This window comes from Mycobacterium conspicuum, from assembly GCF_010730195.1.
GTDB lineage: Bacteria > Actinomycetota > Actinomycetes > Mycobacteriales > Mycobacteriaceae > Mycobacterium > Mycobacterium conspicuum.
In genome coordinates, this window is sequence record NZ_AP022613.1 from 397404 (window position 1) to 416933 (window position 19530).

The window sequence follows — 19530 nt, forward strand, 5'->3', positions numbered from 1 at the left end:
ACTGAAATTTGTAGGATTTTGGTTGTGACTGTGTTCTCGGCGCTGTTGCTGGCCGGGGTTTTAGCAGCGGCGGGTCTGGCCGTGGGTATTGCGGTCGGCACCCGGCTGTCGCAACGCGTCGCGGCGCGCCGCCAACGGGTGGCCACCGAATGGGCGGGAATCACCGTTTCGCAGATGCTGGAACGCATCGTGGCGCTGATGCCCCTGGGCGCGGCGGTCGTCGACACCCATCAGGACGTGGTCTACCTCAACGAGCGGGCCAAAGAGCTGGGGCTGGTGCGGGACCGGCAGCTCGATGACCAGGCTTGGCGGGCCGCGCAGCAGGCGATGGGCGGCGCGGACGTCGAGTTCGACCTCTCGCCCGGACGGCGCTCGGGGAGCGGCCGCTCGGGGCTGTCGGTGCACGGGCATGCCCGGTTGCTGAGCGAGGAAGATCGCCGGTTTGCCGTCGTCTTCGTGCATGACCAGTCCGACTATGCCCGCATGGAGGCCGCCCGGCGCGACTTCGTGGCCAACGTCAGCCACGAACTCAAGACCCCGGTGGGCGCGATGGCCTTGCTGGCCGAGGCGCTGCTCGCTTCGGCGGACGACGCCGAAACTGTGCGCCGGTTCGCCGAAAAGGTGCTCATCGAGGCGAACCGCCTGGGGGACATGGTGGCCGAGCTGATCGAGCTGTCCCGGCTGCAGGGCGCCGAGCGGTTGCCCACGGTGGCCGATGTCGAGGTCGACAGCATTGTGTCCGAAGCGATTTCACGCCACAAGGTGGCCGCCGAGAACGCCGAGATCGAGGTTCGCACCGACGCGGCGAGTGGGCTGAAGGTGCTCGGCGACCAGACCCTGTTGGTGACCGCGCTGGCCAACCTGGTGTCCAACGCGATCGCCTATTCGCCACGCGGATCGCTGGTCTCGATCAGCCGCCGCCGCCGGGGCGACAACGTCGAGATCGCCGTCACCGACCGCGGTATCGGGATCGCGCTCGAGGACCAGGAGCGGGTCTTCGAGCGGTTCTTTCGGGGAGACAAAGCGCGTTCACGCGCCACCGGCGGCAGCGGATTGGGGCTGGCCATCGTCAAGCACGTGGCGGCCAACCACAACGGCAGCATCGGCGTGTGGAGCAAGCCCGGGACGGGTTCGACGTTCACGCTGTCCTTGCCGATGTATCAGGACGAGCATCGGGACGTGTCCGAGCAACCCGAACAGCCGCAGGGACGTGAAATACGACCGAACAGGTCACAACGAGAGGAAGAATTGAGCAGATGACCCGCGCGTACGACGATGCAGAGCGATGCGATGAGGAGGAGTCGCGCCCATGACGAGCGTGATGATCGTGGAGGACGAGGAGTCGCTGGCCGATCCGCTGGCGTTCCTGCTCCGCAAGGAGGGCTTTGAGGCCACGGTGGTGACCGACGGGCCGTCGGCCCTCGCCGAGTTCGACCGAGCCGGCGCGGACATCGTGCTGCTCGATTTGATGCTGCCGGGCATGTCCGGCACCGACGTGTGCAAGCAGCTGCGGGCCCGTTCCAGCGTGCCGGTGATCATGGTGACCGCACGCGACAGCGAAATCGACAAGGTGGTCGGCCTGGAGCTGGGCGCCGACGACTATGTCACCAAGCCGTATTCGGCGCGTGAGTTGATCGCCCGGATCCGCGCGGTGCTGCGCCGTGGCGGCGACGACGACTCCGAGATCAGCGACGGAGTGCTCGAGTCCGGACCGGTGCGGATGGACGTCGAGCGCCACGTCGTTTCGGTCAACGGTGACACGATCACGTTGCCGCTCAAGGAGTTTGACCTGCTCGAGTACCTGATGCGCAACAGCGGGCGGGTGCTGACCCGTGGCCAGCTGATCGATCGGGTGTGGGGTGCCGACTACGTGGGCGACACCAAAACCCTTGACGTGCACGTGAAGCGGCTGCGGTCCAAGATCGAGGCGGACCCGGCCAACCCGGTGCACCTGGTGACGGTGCGCGGGCTGGGCTACAAGCTGGAGGGGTAGTCAGACCCGTACCTCGTCGGCGACCGACAAGGCCAACGCCATGATCGACAGCTGCGGGTTCACCTCCGGGCTGCTGGGCAGGATCGACGCGTCGGCCACCCACACCCCGTCGATGCCGCGCAACCGGCCGCGCTCGTCGACCGGGCAGCGCTGGTCGTCGGTGCCGGCGGCCGCGGTGCCGGTCGGATGGAACGCGGCCAGGTGCAGGCTGCGCGGGTTGCTGCTGCGCAATGCCTCCCGCAGCGCGGGCAGCGACGTGACGGTCGGCGCGCCGGGCAGGGCGGTGAGCACCTCGACCGCGCCGGCGGCAAAAAGCAAGCGGCCCATGGCCTCCAGCGCAACCAGCAACTTGGCGATGGCGGCCCGTTCGATGCCATAGCGCACAACCGTTTCGCCGCGCACCGAGGCCACCGAGCCAACCCCGCGGTCGGCCACCATCGCCCCGAACGTCGCGACCTGAGCGGCCCGGTCGAGCCAGCCCAGCAGCTCGGCGCCGTAGCCGGGAAAGACCATCGATCCCATGCCCGGGGGCGTGGCGGTCGCTTCGATCAGCACACCGTCCGACTCGTGGAATTCGTGCACGGCCGCGCTCTGCAGGACGCCGTGCCACGCGACGACGTCGTCGTCGAAGCGCCCGGCCAGCACCGTCGCCGGGTGCAGCGCGAGGTTGCGGCCGAGTCGCGGATGTCCACCAATTCCGCTGCGCCGCAACAGACCCGGCGTCTCGGTAGCGCCCGCGGCGACGACGACCGTGTCCGCGAGCACGTCCAGTGCGGTGCCGTCGGGCCGACGGACGCGCACCCCTCGTGCGCGTCCGTGCCCGTGCAGCACCCGCTCCGCCCGTGCGTGCGAGATGATCCGCGCGCCCGCCGCGCAGGCCTGCGGCAGCGCGTTGAGGTGCACACCGAACTTGGCGTTGCGCGGGCACCCGATCGCGCACTGGCAACAGCCTTCACAGCCCGGTGCGTTGCGCGGAATCGGCGCCGCCCGCCAGCCCAGCGACGCCGCGCCGTCGAGCAGCATGCGCCCGTTGTGGCCCATGATGTCCAACGGCACCGGCGCCACCTGAAGCGTGCGCTCGACCTCGTCGAGGTGGCCGGCCAGACGATCGGGATCCGCTATGTCCAAACCGAATTCGTCGCGCCAGCGCCGCTGCACGGCATCGGACGGTCGCAAACAGGTGCCGGAGTTTACGACGGTGGTGCCGCCGACCGCGCGCCCGACCGGCAGCACCACCGACGGGCGGCCCAACGCCACGGTCGCCCCCGCGCCGCGGTACAGCCCGGCGTAGCGCTCGATCGGGTGTGTGCTGCGAAATTCCTCGACCGTCCAGCGTCGGCCCTCCTCGAGCACGACGACGTCGAGGCCGGCGCGCGCCAGGGTTCGGGCCGCCATCGCGCCACCGGCGCCGGACCCGACGATCACCGCGTCGGCGGTCACGACGGAGGGGCTTTCGGTGGATGGGGTGATGGACAGCGCCGCGTCGGGCCTTGCCACATCGTGCTTTTGGGCGCGGGCGAGCAATTCGGGCGCATAGCTGTCGGCGCCGTTGGCCAGCAGCACGATCACCTTCATGGCCTCGACGGCCGTCCCGGCGTCCGGGCTGAGCGCGGCCACCCGCCGCAGCACCCGCTCGCGTTGGCTGGCGCTCAGCCGGGACAGCGACCGGCCGGTGGTCAGGTAGCTGGCCGCGCCGACCGACAGCAACCCCGCCCGCAGCGCCATGCGCGTCGTCGACGGCATCCGCGCCAGGTAGCGGTCGACGCGATTGACCAGCACCGCCGGTGACGGGCCGCCGTGCTCCTCGGGCAGGAGTGCGGTGCCGAAGGACGCTAACGAATTCACTTGCGGCGCCCGAGCTTTCGCCCGAGCTTGAGGAAGAACGGGTAGGTCGCGAAGATGCCGCCAGCCGCCGCGTGCAGCGGCCAGTCGGCTTCTTTGGTGTTTACCTTGAAAACGCCGCTGTTCCACATGAAGTCGCGGCCGTTGCGCGCGCGGAAGGGTCGCCACAGCAGCCCGAGTCCGGGAACGTTGTTGTACAGCCCGAACGAGCCGCCGAAGAACACGCCCATGGTGGCCGCCTCGGCCGCGTCGCGGCGCTCGGCTGGCAGCACGCGCTCGATGAGCACCCCGGAGGCGAACAGCAGCGGCGGGTCAAGCAGAAAACTCACGATGGGATCCTTTCGTTGACGGTCGGGGCCGCCGGACCGCGCAGGCCGACCTCGGCGTGCCCGGTGCCCAGCACCGACCAGTGCCGGTCGCCGATCTCGATGTGAATGTCGGCCTGTTCGGTGTTGGTGCACACCGCGGTGCCCCCGTCCGGATCGGTGTATTGCAGGCTCACGCAGCGCTCCGGGGGCTGGTCGACGCGGATGAGCGCGGGCTTGCCGCCCGCAAAACTTCCGATGCGGCCCTCCAGCTGCCAGTGCCGCAGTCCCAACGTGGTGCGCATCCGCAGCGACGGCAAAAAGCTTGTGGGCCAATCCCTTCCATCGACGCGCAGGCGAATGAAGGCCAGCGGCGTGAGCCGGCGCAGGCCGGGTCGGTGCGAGACCGCCGAGACCGCCTCCAGGACGTCGCCGCCGCCGAGATCGGCGTGGATCCATCCCCAGCGTTTGGCGTTGCCGTGTCCGTAGATGTGGGCGACGCCGCCGCGCCAGCCGTCGATGCGGTGCGTGGTGTCGTCGACCGTCAGTGAGCCGGTGAAGTCGGCGGTGGGGGCGAGCACCACCTGCGCGCCCGGGAGCAGTTCGCGCTCCCAGGCCCGGCGGGGAAACGTCCATAGCGGCGGGCCGTCGTCCTGCCAGGACAGCTCCCAGGCCAGCGCCCGCGCGCGTCCGGCGAGTTCCCGCGGGCCCACGCGTGCGCCGGCCGCGTCGAACCAGGCGTCACCGACCGCCGGCGCTACCGGCTCGGGCCCGAACCGTTCGGTGCGCGGGGGCCCCTCGGGCGGGAACCAGGTGGCCCAGCCGTGCGCGTAGGCGGCGCCCTGTGTCGGCGCGACGGTCTCGCAGTGAATCCAGAGCCCCGCGCGGGTCCGCGGATCCGACAGGGTCGCGTACCAGACCTCCAGCCGGCCGGCCTGCCCGCGCCAGCGCGGGGCCGCCGCCGATCGCAGCTCTTCGGCCTCCAATGCACACCTCCCCGGGGCGCCGAGACTGCGCTCAGCGCGAAAAAACTGCCGAAATTCCGCGCTGGACGCAGTCTCGATGCCGGTCCCATCCACTATATTGGTTGAGCCAATGAACCAGTCAAATCCGATTCGGCCACCCGACCGCTACCGGGTCGACGAACAGATCGCCGCGTCGATCGCCGACGCCATCCTCGACGGCGTGTTCGCGCCGGGCTCGACGCTGCCCCCCGAGCGCGACCTGGCCGAGCAGCTGGGGGTGAATCGCACGTCGTTGCGCCAAGGCCTGGCACGGTTGCAGCAGATGGGCCTGATCGAGGCCCGGCAGGGCAGCGGCAACCTGGTCCGCGACCCCGAGGGCCTTACCCATCCCGCCGTGGTCGAGGCGCTGGTCCGCAAACTCGGCCCGGAGTTCCTCACCGAGCTGCTGGAGATCCGCGCGGCGTTGGGCCCCGCGATCGGCCGGTTGGCGGCCGAGCGGCACACCCCCGAGGATGCCGACGCGCTGCGCGCCGCTGAGGCCGCGGTCCAGCAGGCGGACACCGCCCTCGCCCGCCAGGCCGCCGACCTCGCCTACTTCCGCGTGCTGATCCACAGCACCCGCAACCGCGCGTTGGGATTGCTCTATCGCTGGGTCGAGCATGCCTTCGGCGGCCGAGAGCACGAGCTCACCGGGGCCTACGACGACGCCGGCCCCGTCGTGGCGGACCTACGGAAGATCACCGACGCGGTGGTAGAGCGTGACGCGACGGGCGCCGCCGCGGCGGTCGAGGCATACCTGCGCGCCAGCGCGCTGCGCATGGTCGAGTGTTATCTACTCGGCGAGCCGGGTCGCGGGGTGCACCGCGATGAGCCCTAACTTGCTGCGGCGCTTGCACATTGACGCGAGCTCGGCATAGGCCTTCTTGCCGAGCAGTTCGGTCAGTTCGTCGGCCAGGCTCTCCCACACCTGCTTGGCGCCGACGTGAGCGGCCGGGTCGCCGGTGCAGTACCAGTACAGGTCGGCGCCGCCGGAGCCCCAACCGCGCCGGTCGAATTCGGTGACGGTGGTCTTGAGAATCTCCGTGCCGTCCGGCCGGGTCACCCACTCCTGGCTGCGCCGGATCGGCAACTGCCAACAGACATCGGGTTTCATCGTCAGCGGCGCCACGCCCAGCTTGAGGGCCTTGCTGTGCAGCGCGCAGCCCGGCCCGGCCGCGAACCCGGGCCGGTTCAGGAAGATGCACGCGTCCTTGTACTTGCGGGTGCGGTATTGGGGTTGGCCGTCATTCTCGTCGAGTTCTAGATAACCCTTGCGGCCCAAGCCTTTTTCGCGGAATTGCCAATCGTCGTCGGTCAACTCCTTGACCGCGTCGTCCAGCCGGGCGCGATCGTCGTCGTCGGACAGGAAGGCGCCGTGCGAGCAGCATCCGTCATCCGGCCGGCCCTCCACCGTGCCGCGGCATGCCGGGGTGCCGAACACGCACGTCCAGCGCGAGAGCAACCAGGTGAGGTCGGCCGCGATCAGGTGCTCGGGATCCGCCGGGTCGTAGAACTCCACCCATTCACGGGCGAAATCCAACTCGACTTCTTGGCCCGGCTCGGGGTGCGAATTTGCCACGGACTCAACGTTAGACCACGATTCCGGTTGTCCGCGCCGCTCGCGTCGTGTCGCTTTGCCGGACTGCTCAGCAGGCCGCGGCGTCGTCCCGCTAGTTTTGTGCTGTGCGATTGGGCGTGCTCGACGTGGGTAGCAACACGGTCCATCTGCTGGTGGTCGATGCCCACCGCGGCGGCCATCCGACGCCGATGAGTTCGACGAAAGCCACCCTGCGGCTGGCGGAGGCCACCGACAGTGAGGGCAAAATCACCAAGCGCGGCGCCGAGAAGCTCATCTCGACGATCGACGAATTCGCGAAGATCGCGATCAGCTCCGGCTGCGAAGAGTTGATGGCGTTCGCCACCTCCGCGGTCCGCGACGCCGAGAACTCCGATGACGTGCTGGCGCGGGTGCGCAAAGAGACCGGCGTCGAGTTGCAGGTGCTGCGCGGGGTCGACGAGTCGCGGCTCACCTTCCTGGCGGTGCGGCGCTGGTACGGCTGGAGCGCGGGGCGGATCATCAACCTCGACATCGGCGGCGGTTCGCTGGAGTTGTCCAGCGGGGTCGACGAGGAGCCCGAGGTTGCGCTGTCGCTGCCGCTGGGCGCCGGCCGGTTGACCCGCGAGTGGCTCACCGACGATCCGCCGGGCCGGCGGCGGGTCGCGATGCTGCGCGACTGGTTGGACGCCGAGCTGGCCGAGGCGAGCGAGACGGTGCTGGACTCCGGGGCCCCCGACCTCGCGGTGGCCACCTCCAAGACGTTTCGTTCGCTGGCGCGGCTGACCGGCGCGGCGCCGTCGGCCGCCGGGCCGCGGGTGAAAAGGACGCTGACCGCAAACGGCCTCAGACAACTCATAGCTTTCATCTCTAGGATGACGACCGCTGACCGCGCAGAACTGGAAGGAGTTAGCGCCGAGCGAGCACCGCAGATCGTGGCGGGTGCACTGGTGGCGGAGGCGAGCATGCGAGCGCTGTCAATCGAAACCGTGGACATTTGCCCGTGGGCATTACGGGAAGGTCTCATTCTGCGGAAACTTGACAGTGAAGCCGACGGAACTGCCTTGGTGGAGACTTCGGTGCGCGATGCCAGAGGCCAGGGAGTAGATCGGAACGCGGCAAACCGATCGAAAGGCGACAAATCATGACCGGACCACAACCCGCGGCGGAGAGCCCCGAGACCAGGCCGATCTCCGTCGCCGAATTGCTGGCCAGGAATGGGACGATCGGCGCACCCGCGGTCACCCGGCGGCGCCGCCGTCGGCGCGGCGACAGCGACGCCGTCTCGGTTGCCGAGCTCACCGGCGAACTTCCGGTCATCCGCGACGACGAGGACGCCGGCGCGCCGGCCCCGGCCACCAGGCAAGAGCAGCCCGTCGAGGGCGCCGCGGAGCGCGTCGCCTACTTCTCCGAACCCGAGCCGCGCTGGCCCAAGTCGCCGCCGCAGGCGCAACGCGCGTCGGGGCCGCAGCTCAGCGCCTACCCGCGGCCCGAGGGTCGAAACGGGTCCGTGCAGCTGGAGTCCGACGCCGAGGGCATGAGTCCCGATCCGGCCGGGGACTACGCCGACAGCCCGGTCGACGTCATGGACGCCGACGTGCGCGAGGCGGAGGTCGCGACCGAGGATTCCGCCTACGTGCGTTCCTATCTGCAGGCTTCCGATTCGACCCTGTTCGGGGGCCAGTCCCTGGCCGACGAGTTGGCCCGGCGCCGCGGCGACGAAGCCGCGGGCGCGGCGCAGGCAACGGCGCCCGCCGAGCCGGCCCGAGCGGGCGAGCGGCCGCAGCCGTCGCCGGGCAGGTTCGAAGCGCTGTGGCGGGCCACCCTGGTGGTGCTGCAGTCGATGCTGGCCGTCGCGTTCGGCGCGGGCCTGTTCGTGGCCTTCGACCAGCTGTGGCGGTGGAACAGCATCGTGGCGCTGGTGCTCTCGGTGCTGGTCATCCTGGGCCTGGTGGTCGGGGTCCGCGTGGTCCGCAAAACCGAGGACATTGCCAGCACGCTGATCGCGGTCGCGGTGGGGGCGCTGATCACCCTGGGACCGCTGGCGCTGTCGCTGCAGTCGGGCTTCTTAGCGGGCTAGCTGGCACCACACAGACAGTGCGCCCCGCAATCAAAGTCGGCTTGTCGACGGCCTCGGTGTACCCGTTGCGGGCCGAGGCCGCATTCGAGTACGCGGCCAAGCTGGGCTACGACGGCGTCGAGCTGATGGTGTGGGGCGAGACCGTCAGCCAGGACATCGATGCCGTCGCAAAGCTGTCGCGGCGCTATCGCGTCCCGGTGCTGTCGGTGCATGCGCCGTGCCTGCTCATCTCGCAGCGGGTGTGGGGCTCCAATCCCATCCCCAAGCTCGAGCGCAGCGTGAAGGCCGCCGAACAACTGGGCGCGCAGACGGTCGTCGTGCACCCGCCGTTCCGGTGGCAGCGGCGCTACGCCGAGGGATTCAGCGAGCAGGTGGTGGCCCTGGAAGCGGCCAGCGATGTGATGGTGGCCGTCGAGAACATGTTTCCGTTCCGGGCGGACCGATTCTTCGGCGCCGACCAGTCCCGGGAACGGATGCGCAGGCGCGGCGGCGGCCCGGGACCCGGGTTTTCCGCGTTCGCGCCGTCCTACGACCCGCTCGACGGCAACCACGCGCACTACACGCTGGACCTGTCGCACACCTCGACCGCGGGCACCGACGCTTTGGAGATGGCGCGGCGGATGGGCTCCGGTCTGGTGCACCTGCACCTGTGCGACGGCAGCGGCCTGCCCGCCGACGAGCACATGGTGCCCGGCCGCGGCACGCAACCCACCGTCGAGGTGTGCCAGATGCTGGCCGGCGGCCATTTCGCCGGCCACGTCATTCTGGAGGTGTCCACGTCGGGCGCGCGTTCGGCCAACGAGCGTGAGGACATGCTGACCGAATCGTTGCAATTCGCCCGCACGCACTTACTGCGCTAGGAGATCATGACCGCCTTATTCACCGAAGCGATGACCCTGCGCGAGGTCGGCTCAGGCCTTTCTAAAGGCGTCTTCGAGGGCGAGCTGAACAAGCACTGGACCATCGGGCCCAAGGTGCACGGCGGCGCCATGCTGGCGCTGTGCGCCAACGCCGCGCGCACCGCATGCGGCGGCGGGCACCGCGAGGGGCCCCAGCCGGTTTCCGTCTCGGCCAGCTTCCTGTGGGCGCCCGACCCGGGGCCGATGCTGCTGACGACGTTGATCCGCAAGCGCGGCCGGCGGATCAGCGTCGTCGACGTCGAGCTGACCCAGGGCGACCGCACCGCGGTGCATGCCGTCGTCAACCTCGGCGAGCCCGAGCACGGGACCGTGCCGCTGTTGTCGGCCAACCCGGTCCTGGATTTGATGCCACCCGAACCGCCCGACGACGTCGCGGCGATCGAGCCCGGCCACCCGCTGGCGGGCCTGGTGCACCTGGGGGAGGGCTGCGAGATTCGGACGGTGCTGTCCACGCTGGGGCCGCGCGCAGACGGGCGCCCGCCGGTGATCCAGATGTGGGCGCGCCCGCGCGGCGTCGCCCCCGACGCGCTGTTCGCGCTGATGTGCGGGGACGTGTCCGCGCCGGTGACGTTCGCGGTGGAACGCACCGGCTGGGCGCCCACCATCCAGCTGACCGCGTTCCTGCGGGCCCTGCCCGCCGATGGCTGGCTGCGGGTGATCTGCAGCTGCATCGAGATCGGGCAGGACTGGTTCGACGAGGATCACCTCGTCGTCGACCAGACGGGCCGCATCGTGGCGCAGTCGCGCCAGCTGGCGATGGTGCCCTCCAAAAGCTAGAAGCCGAGCCGTCTGCGATGCTTTCCGACATGGCAAGGATCGCGATCATCGGTGGTGGCAGCATCGGCGAGGCGTTGCTGTCTGGGTTGCTGCGGGCGGGGCGGCAGGCGAAAGACCTGGTGGTGGCCGAGCGGATCGAAGACCGGGCCAAATACCTGGCGGACAGCTATGCGGTGTTGGTGACGTCCTCGGTGACCGAGGCCGTGGACAACGCGACGTTTGTCGTGGTTGCGGTGAAGCCCGCGGACGTCGAGTCCGTGTTGACCGAGCTGGCCGACGCGGCCGCCAACGCCGACAACGACAGCGCCGAGCAGGTGTTCGTGACCGTGGCCGCCGGCATCACCATCACCTACTTCGAGTCCCGGCTGCCGGCCGGCACCCCGGTGATCCGGGCGATGCCCAACGCGGCCGCGCTGGTGGGCGCGGCGGTGACGGCGCTGGCCACCGGCCGTTTCGTGACGCCGGCACAGCTCGAGGAGGTGTCGGCCCTGTTCGACGCGGTCGGCGGGGTGCTCACCGTTCCCGAGGCGCAGATGGACGCGGTGACCGCGCTGTCCGGCTCGGGCCCGGCGTACTTCTTCTTGCTGGTAGAGGCGCTGGTCGACGCCGGCGTCGCGGCGGGTCTGAGCCGTGCGGTGGCCGCCGACCTGACCGCCCAGACGATGGCCGGTTCGGCGGCGATGCTCCTGGAACGGATGAACCAAAACGGCGGCGCCGGGGCGTCGGCCGAGGGCGCGTCGCTGGGGGTGCAGGTGGACGCCTCGGCCGCGCAGTTGCGCGCCACGGTCACCTCGCCCGGTGGCACCACCGCCGCTGGGCTGCGGGAACTGGAACGCGGCGGCTTGCGCGCCGCCGTGGACGCCGCCGTCCAGGCCGCCAAAAGCCGCTCTGAGCAGCTAAGAATTACATCCGAATAATTTTAAAATTTCGAATTGATTATCCCCCACCAGTACCAGTAACCCCATTAGTCCCGCTATTCTCCTGTGTGTATGCACGCGTGGGTGCCAGCGGAGGGGAAGCCGGTGGCGCTGCGCGTGCCTGACACGATTGGGTTGCGATGACGTCAACGAACGGGCCATCGGCGCGAGATTCCGCTGGCAAGGCGCGGGACACCGGTTCCGTCGACAGCCAGCAGGCCAGGACACAATTTCTGACCGTCGCCGAGGTGGCCGCGCTGATGCGGGTCTCCAAGATGACGGTGTACCGGCTGGTGCACAACGGTGAGCTGCCCGCGGTTCGGGTCGGTCGCTCCTTCCGGGTGCATGCCAAGGCCGTCCACGACATGCTGGAGACGTCGTACTTCGACGCCGGCTAGGTCGCGCCGGGCTCGCTGGCCGCACGGCGCCAAGCCGGTTTGGTGTTGGCCGCGTCCCGCCGGGTAAGGTGACCGGGTCCAAACTTTGAAGCAGATAGCGGAGTCATGGGTTCAGTCATCAAGAAGCGGCGCAAGCGCATGTCGAAGAAGAAGCACCGCAAACTGCTGCGTCGCACCCGGGTGCAGCGCAGAAAACTCGGCAAGTAAATCGCTGGATCGGTAACGCCGCTGTAGCAACCGGGCCGCTAGGCTCGTCTGCGTGGACACGTCGAGTGGCCCTGACGGGGGCGGGACAAGCGGCGGCACCGTGCACTACCCCAAAGTCGTGCTGGTCACCGGTGCATGCCGATTCCTCGGCGGCTACCTGACCGCCCGGCTCGCGCAGAACCCGCTCATCAACGGGGTCATCGCGGTCGACGCGATCGCGCCGAGCAAGGACATGCTGCGCCGGATGGGCCGGGCCGAGTTCGTCCGCGCCGATATCCGCAATCCGTTTATCGCCAAGGTGATTCGAAACGGCGACGTCGACACGGTGGTGCATGCGGCCGCGGCGTCGTACGCACCGCGCTCGGGCGGCAGCGCGGCGTTGAAGGAAATCAACGTGATGGGCGCGATGCAACTCTTCGCGGCCTGTCAGAAGGCGCCGTCGGTGCGTCGGGTCGTGCTGAAGTCGACGTCCGAGGTGTATGGGTCCAGCGCGCACGACCCGGTGATGTTCACCGAGGACAGCAGCAGCCGTCGGCCGTTTCGCGACGGATTCGCCAAGGACAGCCTGGATATCGAGGGTTACGCGCGTGGGCTGGGTCGGCGCCGGCCCGATATCGCCGTCACGATTCTGCGGCTGGCCAACATGATTGGGCCGGCGATGGACACCACGCTGTCGCGGTATCTGGCCGGGCCGTTGGTTCCGACCATGTTCGGCCGCGACGCGCGACTGCAGCTGCTGCACGAGCAGGATGCGCTGGGAGCGTTGGAGCGCGCGGCGATGGCCGGCAAGGCCGGCACCTTCAACATCGGTGCCGACGGTATCATCATGCTGTCCCAGGCGATTCGCCGCGCGGGCCGAATTCCGTTGCCAGTACCCGGTTTTGGCGTATTCGCGCTCGATTCGCTAAGGCGGGCTAATCGTTACACCGAGATCACCCGAGACCAATTCAATTACTTGAGTTATGGCCGGGTGATGGATACCAGTCGGATGCGCTCGGAACTTGGCTACCAGCCCAAATGGAGTACGGCCGAGGCGTTCGACGACTACGTTCGCGGCCGCGGCCTGACTCCCATTATCGACCCACATCGGGTACGCTCCCTGGAGGATCGCGCTATTGCGATTGCCCAGCGCTGGGGTAGCCGAAATCCAATTCCATGGGGTGGGGTCAGGTAGATATCGTGGCGGGTGAAAACAGAGCGAATGTTATTCCACTGCACACGAATCGGGGCCGGGTAACAGCGCGTCGCAGAGCGGATCAACGGGCAGGCGACTCCGGTCAGCATCCCTCGTTGCTCACTGACACCCGCGGCCGTGCGTCCGCCGAACAACTCGCCGCCGTCGTTCGTGAGATCGACGAGCACCGCCGCGCCGCGGGCGCGCCGGCTCCCGCCGAGGTGCCGCTCAACGAGCTCGCCGAGCGCGTCGCCGCCGTGGCCGGATTCCTTCGCAAACGACTGACCGGTGACTACAGCGTTGACGAGTTCGGGTTCGATCCGCACTTCAATGCCGCGATCGTGCGGCCGCTGCTGAGGTTCTTCTTCCGCTCATGGTTCCGCGTCGAAGTCAGCGGCATCGAGAACCTGCCCAGCGAAGGCGCCGCGCTGTTGGTGGCTAACCACGCCGGGGTCCTGCCGTTCGACGGGCTGATGCTGTCGGTGGCGGTGCACGACAACCACCCGTCCGAGCGCGACCTACGGCTGCTGGCCGCCGACATGGTGTTCGACCTGCCCGTGGTCGGGGAGGCCGCCCGCAAGGCCGGGCACACCATGGCCTGCACGACCGACGCACAGCGGCTGCTCGCCTCCGGCGAGCTGACCGCCGTCTTCCCCGAGGGCTACAAGGGTTTGGGGAAACGCTTCGAGGACCGTTACCGGCTGCAGCGATTCGGCCGCGGCGGCTTCGTCACCGCGGCGCTGCGCACCAAGGCGCCGATCATTCCGTGCTCGATCATCGGCTCCGAAGAGATCTACCCGATGCTGACCGACGTCAAGTTGCTGGCGCGGCTGTTCGGCCTGCCCTATTTCCCCATCACGCCGCTGTTCCCGCTGGCCGGACCCGCGGGCCTGGTGCCGCTGCCGTCGAAGTGGCGCATCGCATTTGGCGAGCCGATCTACACCGCCGACTACGCCGCCAGCGACGCCGAGGATCCGATGGTCACGTTCGAGCTGACCGACCAGGTGCGGGAGACCATCCAGCAGACGCTGTACCGCCTGCTGGCCGGCCGCCGCAACATCTTCTTCGGCTGAGTTCTATTTGACCAGGGTGAACTGGCAGACGTTGGTGTACCCGTCGCGGAACAGATCCGAGCAGCCGCGCAAATACTTCAGGTAAATGTCGTAGGTCTCCTGGCCCTTCAGGGCGATGGCCTCTTCCTTGTGCGCCTCGAGCGCGTCGCCCCACGCGGTCAGCGTCGGAACGTAGTTCTTCCCGATCATGTGATGCCGCTCGATCTTGAAGCCCGCGTCGGTCGAGTATTTGTCGACCAAATCGATCTGGGGCAACTTTCCGCCGGGGTAGATCTCCTTGAGAATGAACCTGATGAACCGCACCAGGGTCATGTTGATCTGTAGGCCCATCGCCTTGCCCTCCTCGGCGGTGGGCACCACGATGCTGTGCAGCAACATCCGGCCGTCGTCGGGCAGCACGTCGTAGTACTTCTTGAAAAAGGTGGCGTAGCGCTCGTATCCGGCGTCACCCGCGCCGTCGGCGAAATGCTCGAAGGCGCCCAGCGACACGATGCGGTCGACCGGCTCGTCGGGGAATTCCTCCCAGCCCTGGATCCGCACCTCCTTGCGGCGCGGGCTGTCCATCTTTTCGAACTCGGCCACAGAGTGGGCGTACTGGTTCTCGGAAAGCGTCAGGCCGATGACGTCGACGTCGTATTCGGCCACCGCGTGCCGCATCGTCGAGCCCCACCCGCAGCCGATGTCCAGCAGCGTCATGCCGGGCTCGAGGTTGAGCTTGTCCAGGGCGAGCTTGCGCTTGGCGTACTGCGCCTCTTCCAGCGTCTTGGTCAGATGCTGCGGGTCGGGATTCTCGTCGAAGTAGCCGCAGCTGTAGGTCATCGACGGATCGAGCCACAGCTTGAAGAACTCGTTGGACTTGTCGTAATGGGATCGGACCGCCTCGACAGGCGGCTTTAGCTGGGTGCTACGCGTTTCACCCTGTGACTGCATTCGAATCGCCCCTACTTTCGGCAGATATTGCAGCTACCGCGGCGACGGTTTCTTCAGCGCCGGCGTCTTGGTGTGCGGCCTCCCCCAGCATCGTGACGACACTGGTGACGACCGGTTTCCCCTCGGCGTCGGTGACTTCACTGCGGATCTCACAGATCACGGCCCCGTGGGACTCGATCACCGAGTCGAGATAGGTGTCGAAGTACAGCCTATCGTGCGCTTGGATCGGGCGGTGAAACAGAAATTTCTGATCGCGGTGCATGACCCGGGCGATGTTGATCGGAATCGAGAACTTCGTGAAGATCTCCAGCTGCACGCGACGCCCCGCGACGGCCAAAAATGTGATGGGCGCGACCAGCGCCTGGTAGCCGGCTTTGGCGGCCTCGGCGTCGTCGTAATGGGCCGGGTGGTCGTCCTTGACCGCGACCGCGAACTCGCGGATCTTTTCACGCCCCACCTCGAAGTAGTCCGGTGCCCGGTAATGGCTGCCGATGAGGCCTTCGGTTCCCTCGGGAAGGGTCATGGCTGGTGTTCTCCCGGCTGTTTCGCTGCGACTAGGTGATAGCGGCGCAGCCTATCAGCGTGATTGGCGTCGGGACGCCAACGCGGCCAGCGCACCGCCCGCCGCGCCGAGCGCCAGCGCCGACGGCACCCCGATCCGGGCGGCCTTGCGCGCGGTTCGAAAATCGCGGATCTCCCAGCCCCGTTCGCGGGCCAGGCTGCGCAGCCGGGCGTCGGGGTTGATCGCGACCGCGGTGCCGACCAACGACAACATCGGCACGTCGTTGAAGCTGTCGGAATAGGCGGTGCAGCGCTTCAGGTTGAGCCCCTCGCGGATGGCCAGCGACCGCACGGCGTGGGCCTTGCCCGGGCCGTGCAGGATCTCGCCCACCAGCCTGCCGGTGAAGACACCGTCCACCGATTCGGCGACCGTGCCCAGCGCGCCGGTCAGCCCGAGCCGGCGCGCGATGGTTGCCGCCAGCTCGTAGGGCGTGGCGGTGATCAGCCAGACCTGCTGGCCGGCGTCGAGGTGCATCTGCGTGAGCTCGCGGGTTCCGGCCCAGATCTTGTCGGCGATGATCTCGTCGTAGACCTCCTCGCCGAGGGCCACCAACTCCGAGACCGATCGGCCCTCGATGAACGCGAGCGCCTTGCGCCGCCCGGCGGCGACGTCGTTGCTGTTCTCCTTGCCGAGCAACTGAAACTTGGCCTGCGCGTAGATGAATCCCAGCACGTCGCGGTAGGTGAAGTAGTTGCGGGCCGCCAACCCGCGGCCGAAATGCACCGCCGACGAACCCTGCACCAGCGTGTTGTCCACGTCGAAGAACGCGGCGGCGGTCAGGTCGATGGGCGGCTGCGGCCGGTCATCCGAGGCGGCCACCTCGGCTTGCGTGGCCTTCAGGTCGTCGAGCGCGCGGCTGGCGCTGGCGTTATCGGTCAGGGTCTCCAGGTCGACGCGGCCGGCGCCCGCTGCGCTGCCGGGTTCCGCGGAAGTCATCGACAAACCTCCTCAATCCGTGTCGCCCGGTGGCCGGTACCAACACTATCCGGCACGCGCGTGTTAAGGAGGTTTGCGCACTGGTCACGACCGTTGACTTGGCACACTGGTGGGTATGACCCAGGCCCGGCGGGTGGAGCTGCTGACCCGAGACCGCTGCACCATCTGCGCCCGGGTGCACGCCCGGCTGGCCGAGCTGGCCGGTGAACTGGGCTTCGACCTGTCCACTACCGACGTCGACGCCGCCGCGGCGGCGGGCAACCCCGGGCTGCGGGCCGAATTCGGCGATCGCCTGCCGGTGATCCTGCTGGACGGCCGCGAACACAGCTACTGGGACATCGACGAGCCCCGGCTGCGCGCCGACCTGGCCCCGCGATGAAGCCGCTCGATATTTGGTAGCCCAGCTCATCAACGATTACCGTAGACACCAGTCCAGTGACGGCTTGAGAAAAGCTTGGAAAGCAAAGGAGCTGGCCAGGTGATGCTGCCGTGAGCATCCTGCTCTTCGGGGTTTCGCACCGCAGTGCGCCGGTCTCCGTCCTGGAACAGGTCAGCCTCGACGAATCCGACCAGATCAAGATCGTCGACCGAGTGCTGCAGTCGTCGCTGGTGACCGAGGCCATGGTGCTGTCGACGTGCAACCGCGTCGAGGTCTACGCCGTCGTGGACGCGTTCCACGCGGGCCTGGCGGTGATCGGGCAGGTGCTTTCGGAGCACTCCGGGATGTCGATGGGCGACCTGACCAAATACGCCTACGTGCGCTACAGCGAGGCCGCCGTCGAGCACCTGTTCGCCGTGGCCAGCGGCCTGGACTCGGCGGTCATCGGCGAACAGCAGGTGCTCGGTCAGGTGCGCCGCGCGTACGCCGCCGCGGAGGCCAACCGCAGCGTCGGGCGGGTGCTGCACGAGCTGGCCCAGCGCGCGCTGTCGGTGGGCAAGCGGGTGCATTCCGAGACCGCGATCGACGCTGCCGGCGCCTCGGTGGTGTCGGTGGCGCTGGGCATGGCCGAACGCAAGCTGGGCGGACTGTCCGGGAAGAGCGCGCTGGTGATCGGCGCCGGGTCGATGGGGGCGCTCGCGGCGGCGCAGCTCACCCGGGCGGGCATCGGCCAGATCCACGTGCTCAACCGGTCGTTGTCCCGGGCGCAGCGGCTGGTCCGCAAGGTCCGTGAATCCGGTGTGCCGGCCGAGGCGTCCACCCTGGACGGCTTGGCCGACGCGCTGGCCCATGCCGACGTGGTGGTCAGCTGCACCGGGGCGGTGACCCCGGTGGTTTCGCTGGCCGACGTGCATCACGCGCTGGCGGCCGCGCACCGCAGTGAAGCCCAGGAGGCCACCCAGCCGTTGGTGATCTGCGACCTGGGCATGCCGCGCGACGTCGATCCCGCGGTGGCCGGGCTTCCCGGCGTCTGGGTCGTCGACGTGGACCGCGTCCAGCACGAGCCTGCCGCCCACGCCGCCGCGACCGACGTCGACGCCGCCCGCGGCATCGTCGCCAGCGAGGTCGCCGGCTATCTGGTGGGGCAGCGGATGGCCGAGGTCACGCCGACCGTGACGGCGCTGCGCCAGCGCGCCGCCGATGTGGTCGAAGCGGAGCTGCTCCGCCTGGACAACCGGTTGCCCGGGCTGCAAAGCGCCGAGCGCGAAGAGGTGGCCCGCACCGTGCGCCGGGTGGTGGACAAGTTGCTGCACGCGCCCACCGTGCGGATCAAGCAGCTCGCCAGCGCCCCCGGCGGCGACAGCTACGCCGAGGCGCTGCGCGAGCTTTTCGAACTCGACCAAACCGCTGTCGACGCCGTAGCCGCGGGCGAATTGCCGGTGGCACGAAGCGATTTCGCCGCCGAGTAGCCGATTGGCCCACGTGATTCGGATCGGCACTCGGGGCAGTCTGTTGGCCACCACCCAAGCCGCGGGTATCAGGGACGCGCTGATCGCCAACGGCCACCCGGCGGAGTTGGTGACCATCAGCACCGCCGGTGACCGGTCCTCGGCGCCCATCGAAAACCTCGGGGTCGGCGTCTTCACCACCGCGCTGCGCGAGGCCATCGACGAGGGCCAAGTCGACGCGGCTGTGCACTCGCACAAGGATTTGCCGACGGCGCCGGACCCGCGCTTCGCCATCGCCGCCATACCGCCACGAAATGACCCGCGAGACGCGGTTGTCGCCCGCGACGGGCTGGTGCTCGCGGAGTTGCCAGCGGGGTCGCTGGTGGGCACCTCGTCTCCGCGACGGGCCGCGCAGCTTAGAGCATTGGGTCTCGGTTTGGAAATCCGCCCCCTACGAGGCAACCTAGATACCAGGTTGAACAGGGTAAGCAGTGGTGATCTTGACGCCGTCGTGGTGGCCCGGGCCGGTCTGGCCCGACTGGGCCGCCTCGATGCCGTCACCGAAACGTTAGAGCCGGTGCAGATGTTGCCAGCACCGGCTCAGGGCGCGCTCGCGGTCGAGTGCCGCGCCGGTGACAGCCGGTTGGCGGCGGTGCTGGCGGAGTTGGACGACGCCGACACGCGGGTGGCGGTCACCGCGGAGCGAGCCCTGCTCGCCGAACTGGAGGCCGGTTGCTCGGCACCGGTGGGCGCGATCGCCGAGGTGGTCGAGTCCATCGATGACGAAGGCCGGATCTTCGAAGAGCTCTCGCTGCGCGGCTGCGTGGCGGCGCTGGACGGATCGGACGTGATCCGCGCGTCCGGGGTCGGCACCACCGATCGGGCGCGAGAGCTCGGGCTCTCGGTCGCGGCGGAGCTGTTCGAGCTGGGCGCGCGGGAGCTGATGGCGGGAGCGCGGCAAGACCCCGCGCGAGGAAGTTGACGAGAGCAATTAGGGCAGCAACAGCAACACGAGTTACCTGGGAGCGAC

Annotated in this window: 22 protein-coding genes; 15 read left to right on the top strand and 7 right to left on the bottom strand. The window is 68.7% G+C overall.

What is annotated here, in order from left to right; translation table 11 throughout:
* Positions 1 to 24: 24 nt before the first annotated feature.
* Positions 25 to 1260 carry a sensor histidine kinase gene (locus tag G6N66_RS01880; RefSeq protein ID WP_139825466.1) on the top strand — a complete coding sequence of 412 codons (1236 nt, stop codon included), beginning with the start codon at positions 25 to 27 and terminating at the stop codon, positions 1258 to 1260.
* A 49-nt stretch (positions 1261 to 1309) separates the two neighbouring features.
* Positions 1310 to 1993, top strand: a complete 684-nt coding sequence (gene regX, locus G6N66_RS01885; protein ID WP_085235602.1) for a two-component sensory transduction protein RegX — start codon at positions 1310 to 1312, stop codon at positions 1991 to 1993.
* Here the strand turns inward: regX and G6N66_RS01890 are convergent, their stop codons facing one another.
* Genes G6N66_RS01890 through G6N66_RS01900 form a run of 3 tightly spaced genes read right to left on the bottom strand, consistent with a single transcriptional unit; the run spans position 1994 to position 5126 of the window.
* Positions 1994 to 3838: a GMC family oxidoreductase gene (locus G6N66_RS01890; protein ID WP_085235601.1), complete on the bottom strand. Its 1845-nt coding sequence runs from the start codon at positions 3836 to 3838 to the stop codon at positions 1994 to 1996. It lies immediately after the preceding gene.
* The gene (locus G6N66_RS01895) at positions 3835 to 4164 is read right to left on the bottom strand and encodes a hypothetical protein (protein ID WP_085235600.1); all 330 of its coding nucleotides are present in this window, start codon (positions 4162 to 4164) and stop codon (positions 3835 to 3837) included. Before G6N66_RS01895 ends, G6N66_RS01890 begins: the two co-directional genes overlap by 4 nt.
* Positions 4161 to 5126 (bottom strand): hypothetical protein, encoded by a 966-nt coding sequence (locus G6N66_RS01900; protein WP_085235713.1) that lies wholly within the window; start codon positions 5124 to 5126, stop codon positions 4161 to 4163. The genes G6N66_RS01895 and G6N66_RS01900 overlap by 4 nt, the downstream gene beginning before the upstream one ends.
* 109 nt (positions 5127 to 5235) lie before the next feature.
* Here G6N66_RS01900 and G6N66_RS01905 point away from each other — a divergent pair, with 109 nt between their 5' ends.
* A complete protein-coding gene (locus tag G6N66_RS01905; RefSeq protein ID WP_085235599.1) occupies positions 5236 to 5982 on the top strand; it encodes a FadR/GntR family transcriptional regulator in 747 nt (248 codons plus the stop codon).
* On the opposite strand, the gene G6N66_RS01910 is transcribed toward G6N66_RS01905, so the two are convergent.
* Positions 5938 to 6723 (bottom strand): hypothetical protein, encoded by a 786-nt coding sequence (locus G6N66_RS01910; RefSeq protein ID WP_085235598.1) that lies wholly within the window; start codon positions 6721 to 6723, stop codon positions 5938 to 5940. The genes G6N66_RS01905 and G6N66_RS01910 overlap by 45 nt on opposite strands.
* 104 nt (positions 6724 to 6827) lie before the next feature.
* On the opposite strand from G6N66_RS01910, the gene G6N66_RS01915 reads away from it, so the two are divergent.
* The 9 genes from G6N66_RS01915 to G6N66_RS01955 all read left to right on the top strand — a co-directional run bounded on the left by G6N66_RS01915 (position 6828) and on the right by G6N66_RS01955 (position 14245).
* Entirely contained in the window at positions 6828 to 7847 is a 1020-nt protein-coding gene (locus G6N66_RS01915; protein WP_085235597.1) for a Ppx/GppA family phosphatase, read from the top strand.
* Positions 7844 to 8779 (top strand): hypothetical protein, encoded by a 936-nt coding sequence (locus G6N66_RS01920; RefSeq protein ID WP_085235596.1) that lies wholly within the window; start codon positions 7844 to 7846, stop codon positions 8777 to 8779. The genes G6N66_RS01915 and G6N66_RS01920 overlap by 4 nt, the downstream gene beginning before the upstream one ends.
* Positions 8780 to 8796: 17 nt before the next feature.
* Positions 8797 to 9639, top strand: a complete 843-nt coding sequence (locus tag G6N66_RS01925; protein WP_085235595.1) for a sugar phosphate isomerase/epimerase family protein — start codon at positions 8797 to 8799, stop codon at positions 9637 to 9639.
* Positions 9640 to 9645: 6 nt separating this feature from the next.
* Positions 9646 to 10476, top strand: coding sequence for a thioesterase family protein (locus G6N66_RS01930; protein WP_085235594.1), 831 nt, complete (start codon positions 9646 to 9648; stop codon positions 10474 to 10476).
* Positions 10477 to 10505: 29 nt separating this feature from the next.
* On the top strand, positions 10506 to 11393 hold the full coding sequence (gene proC / locus G6N66_RS01935; protein WP_179968245.1) for a pyrroline-5-carboxylate reductase: 888 nt from the start codon (positions 10506 to 10508) through the stop codon (positions 11391 to 11393).
* 140 nt (positions 11394 to 11533) lie between these two features.
* Positions 11534 to 11791: a cell division/environmental response transcriptional regulator gene (locus G6N66_RS01940; protein ID WP_085235592.1), complete on the top strand. Its 258-nt coding sequence runs from the start codon at positions 11534 to 11536 to the stop codon at positions 11789 to 11791.
* A 105-nt stretch (positions 11792 to 11896) separates the two neighbouring features.
* Entirely contained in the window at positions 11897 to 11998 is a 102-nt protein-coding gene (locus G6N66_RS01945) for a 30S ribosomal protein bS22 (protein ID WP_003402602.1), read from the top strand.
* A 52-nt stretch (positions 11999 to 12050) separates the two neighbouring features.
* Entirely contained in the window at positions 12051 to 13172 is a 1122-nt protein-coding gene (locus tag G6N66_RS01950; protein ID WP_085235591.1) for an SDR family oxidoreductase, read from the top strand.
* The gene (locus G6N66_RS01955; RefSeq protein WP_139825464.1) at positions 13154 to 14245 is read left to right on the top strand and encodes a lysophospholipid acyltransferase family protein; all 1092 of its coding nucleotides are present in this window, start codon (positions 13154 to 13156) and stop codon (positions 14243 to 14245) included. The genes G6N66_RS01950 and G6N66_RS01955 overlap by 19 nt, the downstream gene beginning before the upstream one ends.
* A 3-nt stretch (positions 14246 to 14248) precedes the next feature.
* On the opposite strand, the gene G6N66_RS01960 is transcribed toward G6N66_RS01955, so the two are convergent.
* Genes G6N66_RS01960 through G6N66_RS01970 form a run of 3 tightly spaced genes read right to left on the bottom strand, consistent with a single transcriptional unit; the run spans position 14249 to position 16673 of the window.
* Positions 14249 to 15175 carry a cyclopropane mycolic acid synthase family methyltransferase gene (locus G6N66_RS01960; RefSeq protein WP_085235590.1) on the bottom strand — a complete coding sequence of 309 codons (927 nt, stop codon included), beginning with the start codon at positions 15173 to 15175 and terminating at the stop codon, positions 14249 to 14251.
* On the bottom strand, positions 15159 to 15698 hold the full coding sequence (locus tag G6N66_RS01965; RefSeq protein WP_085235589.1) for an FAS1-like dehydratase domain-containing protein: 540 nt from the start codon (positions 15696 to 15698) through the stop codon (positions 15159 to 15161). Before G6N66_RS01965 ends, G6N66_RS01960 begins: the two co-directional genes overlap by 17 nt.
* A gap of 54 nt (positions 15699 to 15752) precedes the next feature.
* A complete protein-coding gene (locus tag G6N66_RS01970) occupies positions 15753 to 16673 on the bottom strand; it encodes an HAD family hydrolase (protein ID WP_085235588.1) in 921 nt (306 codons plus the stop codon).
* A gap of 115 nt (positions 16674 to 16788) precedes the next feature.
* Here G6N66_RS01970 and G6N66_RS01975 point away from each other — a divergent pair, with 115 nt between their 5' ends.
* The 3 genes from G6N66_RS01975 to hemC all read left to right on the top strand — a co-directional run bounded on the left by G6N66_RS01975 (position 16789) and on the right by hemC (position 19482).
* On the top strand, positions 16789 to 17052 hold the full coding sequence (locus tag G6N66_RS01975; RefSeq protein ID WP_085235587.1) for a glutaredoxin family protein: 264 nt from the start codon (positions 16789 to 16791) through the stop codon (positions 17050 to 17052).
* Between the two features lie 110 nt (positions 17053 to 17162).
* Positions 17163 to 18521: a glutamyl-tRNA reductase gene (locus tag G6N66_RS01980; RefSeq protein WP_085235586.1), complete on the top strand. Its 1359-nt coding sequence runs from the start codon at positions 17163 to 17165 to the stop codon at positions 18519 to 18521.
* Positions 18522 to 18534: 13 nt separating this feature from the next.
* Positions 18535 to 19482 carry a hydroxymethylbilane synthase gene (gene hemC, locus G6N66_RS01985; RefSeq protein ID WP_085235585.1) on the top strand — a complete coding sequence of 316 codons (948 nt, stop codon included), beginning with the start codon at positions 18535 to 18537 and terminating at the stop codon, positions 19480 to 19482.
* Positions 19483 to 19530: the final 48 nt, after the last annotated feature.

Coding starts and splice junctions, on each gene's coding strand:
- regX (WP_085235602.1), top strand. CDS start 1,310: ATGACGAGCGTGATGATCGTGGAGGACGAGGAGTCGCTGGCCGATCCG.
- G6N66_RS01905 (WP_085235599.1), top strand. CDS start 5,236: ATGAACCAGTCAAATCCGATTCGGCCACCCGACCGCTACCGGGTCGAC.
- G6N66_RS01920 (WP_085235596.1), top strand. CDS start 7,844: ATGACCGGACCACAACCCGCGGCGGAGAGCCCCGAGACCAGGCCGATC.
- G6N66_RS01930 (WP_085235594.1), top strand. CDS start 9,646: ATGACCGCCTTATTCACCGAAGCGATGACCCTGCGCGAGGTCGGCTCA.
- proC (WP_179968245.1), top strand. CDS start 10,506: ATGGCAAGGATCGCGATCATCGGTGGTGGCAGCATCGGCGAGGCGTTG.
- G6N66_RS01940 (WP_085235592.1), top strand. CDS start 11,534: ATGACGTCAACGAACGGGCCATCGGCGCGAGATTCCGCTGGCAAGGCG.
- G6N66_RS01945 (WP_003402602.1), top strand. CDS start 11,897: ATGGGTTCAGTCATCAAGAAGCGGCGCAAGCGCATGTCGAAGAAGAAG.
- G6N66_RS01955 (WP_139825464.1), top strand. CDS start 13,154: ATGGGGTGGGGTCAGGTAGATATCGTGGCGGGTGAAAACAGAGCGAAT.
- G6N66_RS01960 (WP_085235590.1), bottom strand. CDS start 15,175: ATGCAGTCACAGGGTGAAACGCGTAGCACCCAGCTAAAGCCGCCTGTC.
- G6N66_RS01965 (WP_085235589.1), bottom strand. CDS start 15,698: ATGACCCTTCCCGAGGGAACCGAAGGCCTCATCGGCAGCCATTACCGG.
- G6N66_RS01970 (WP_085235588.1), bottom strand. CDS start 16,673: ATGACTTCCGCGGAACCCGGCAGCGCAGCGGGCGCCGGCCGCGTCGAC.
- G6N66_RS01975 (WP_085235587.1), top strand. CDS start 16,789: ATGACCCAGGCCCGGCGGGTGGAGCTGCTGACCCGAGACCGCTGCACC.